2 protein-coding genes are annotated in these 2713 nt (G+C 67.0%); both read right to left on the minus strand.

The genetic code is table 11. The features are described 5' to 3' along the window. A partial coding sequence (gene katG / locus IT540_RS00645) for a catalase/peroxidase HPI (RefSeq protein WP_291171872.1) occupies window positions 1-1850 on the minus strand: 1850 nt, incomplete at its 3' end. Between the two features lie 304 nt (window positions 1851-2154). After that, window positions 2155-2713, minus strand: a 559-nt coding sequence (locus IT540_RS00650; protein ID WP_291171875.1) for a TCP-1/cpn60 chaperonin family protein, incomplete at its 5' end; no start/stop codon positions are given.

Here is a 2713-nt window from a genome sequence, read left to right on the forward strand (position 1 = left end):
AGGCCGCCGATCAGCACGGTCAGCTCGGGTGCCGTCAGCGTCAGCAACTGCGCCTTGTCGATCAGGGCCACCTCGGCGGGCACCTTGAGCGTCGCGGTTTGGTAGTTGCGGAAGCCGTCCGCCAGGGGCTCCATGACATCGAAGGTGTGCACGTCGGTCTGCTCCTGCGAGGCGTCGGTGCGGCCGGGCGCGAACGGCACCGTCACCTCATGGCCGGCCGCGCGCGCCGCTTGCTCGACGCCGGCGTTGCCGGCCAGCACGATCAGGTCGGCCAGCGAGACCTTCTTGTCGCCGTCCGCAGCCTTGTTGAACGCGGAGCGGATCCCGCCCAGCACGGCGAGCACTTTGGCAAGCTGCAGCGGCTGGTTGACCTCCCAGTCCTTCTGCGGCGCGAGGCGGACGCGCGCACCGTTGGCGCCGCCGCGCTTGTCGCCGCCGCGGAAGGTGGAGGCCGACGCCCAGGCGGTGCCGACCAGCTCGGAGACGGTGAGGCCCGAGGCCAGCACCTTGGCCTTGAGGGCGGCGATGTCCGCGTCATCGATCAGCGGATGATCGACGGCGGGCACCGGGTCCTGCCAGATCAGCTCCTCCTTCGGCACCTCGGGGCCTAGATAGCGCGAGCGCGGGCCCAGATCGCGATGGGTCAGTTTGAACCAGGCGCGGGCGAAAGCCTCGGCGAAGGCCTGCGGGTTCTCCAGGAAGCGGCGCGAGATCTTCTCGTAGACCGGGTCGAAACGCAGCGACAGGTCGGTCGTCAGCATGGTCGGCTTGCGCTTCTTCGAGGGATCGTGGGCGTCGGGGATGACGGCCTCGGCATCCTTGGCCTCCCACTGGATGGCGCCGCCGGGGCTGCGGGTCTGCACCCATTCGAACTTGAACAGGTTCTCGAAGAAGAAGTTGCTCCACTGCGCCGGCGTCTGCGTCCAGATGACCTCGAGGCCGCTGCCGACGGCGTCGGCGCCGTGCCCTGTGCCGAAGTCGCTGGCCCAGCCCAGGCCCTGTGCCTCGAGATCCGCGCCCTCCGGGTCCGGCCCCTTGTGCGACCCCGGTGCGGCGCCATGCGTCTTGCCGAAGGTGTGGCCGCCGCCGATCAGCGCCACGGTCTCCTCGTCGTTCATCGCCATGCGCTTGAAGGTCTCGCGGATGAAAGCAGCCGCGGAAAGCGGGTCGCCGTTGGCGTTCGGGCCTTCCGGGTTGACGTAGATCAGGCCCATTTCGGTGGCGCTGAGCGGGGCGTCGAACGCTTCCAGTGGCCGATGCGTCTCCCACGCGACCTCGGAGCCCCAGTTGACGTCGAGATCCGGCTCCCAGGTATCTGCGCGGCCGGCGCCGAAGCCGAAGGTGCGGAAGCCCATGGTCTCCAGCGCGACGTTGCCAGTGAGGATCAGAAGGTCGGCCCAGGAGATCTTCTGCCCGTATTTCTGCTTGATCGGCCACAGCAGGCGACGCGACTTGTCGATGTTCACGTTGTCCGGCCAGCTATTGAGCGGGGCGAAGCGCTGCTGGCCGCGACCACCACCGCCACGGCCGTCGCTCAAGCGGTAGGTGCCGGCGGCGTGCCAGGACATGCGGATGAACTGCGGACCGTAGTGGCCGAAATCCGCAGGCCACCAGTCCTGGGAGTCCGTCATCAGCTTGCGCAGGTCGTTCTTCAGCGCCTCGTAGTCGAGCTTCTCGAACTCCTCGCGGTAGTTGAACGCCCGGCCCAGCGGATCAGATTTGGACGAGTGCTGGTTCAAGAGATCGACAGGAAGCTGATGCGGCCACCAGTCCTTGTTCGACCTCGGCCCGACGTTCGAGTGCGCGACCGGGCATTTGCCCGGGCCTTTGTCCTCGGTCTTTGCATCCATGCTCTCTCTCCGATCCTGTCCGATAAGGTGTGCCGGTTGCTCTGCGTGCGCCGTTTCCGAGCGCGAATAGGCGCACGTCGCTTCGCGCATCAGAGGTTCCAGCCGGCTTTTTTTAGAGTTCTTCCAGACTACTAACGGGTCAGATCCATAAGGGCAAGTCCGATTGCCAGATTGGGTCGATAGGAAAAACTTATAACAGGTGAAGGTCAGCCAATAGGCTGATCTGCATCAGAAAAACAAAGAAAAACGCCCGCAGAGGAGGACCTCTGCGGGCGTCGTTAGGGCGCAGGTCGGGTGGACCGGCCTACATGTCCATGCCGCCCATTCCAGCGGGGCCATGCGCGTGGGCATGGCCGGCGTCTTTCTTCGGCGCCTCGGCGACGGCGGCCTCCGTGGTGATCAGGAGTCCGGCGATCGAGGCCGCGTCCTGCAGCGCCGTCCGCACTACCTTGGCCGGGTCGATGATGCCCTTCTCGATCAGGTCGCCGTAGACATCCGCCTGCGCGTCGTAGCCGAAGTTGGCGCCCTTGGCCTCGAGCACGCGGCCGACCACGATCGAGCCCTCGGTGCCGGCGTTCTCCGCGATCTGCCGGATCGGCGCCTGCAGAGCGCGCCGCACGATGGCGATGCCGGCCGTCTGGTCGTCGTTCTCGCCCTTGGCGCTGATGGCGTTCGACGCCTTGAGAAGCGCCACGCCGCCGCCCGGCACCACGCCTTCCTCGACCGCCGCGCGGGTCGCGTTCAGTGCGTCGTCAACGCGGTCCTTGCGCTCCTTGACCTCGACCTCGGTGGCGCCGCCGACCTTGATCACCGCCACGCCGCCGGCGAGCTTCGCCAGCCGCTCCTGCAGCTTCTCGCGGTCG

Source organism: Hyphomicrobium sp. (genome assembly GCF_020852195.1).
GTDB lineage: Bacteria > Pseudomonadota > Alphaproteobacteria > Rhizobiales > Hyphomicrobiaceae > Hyphomicrobium_C.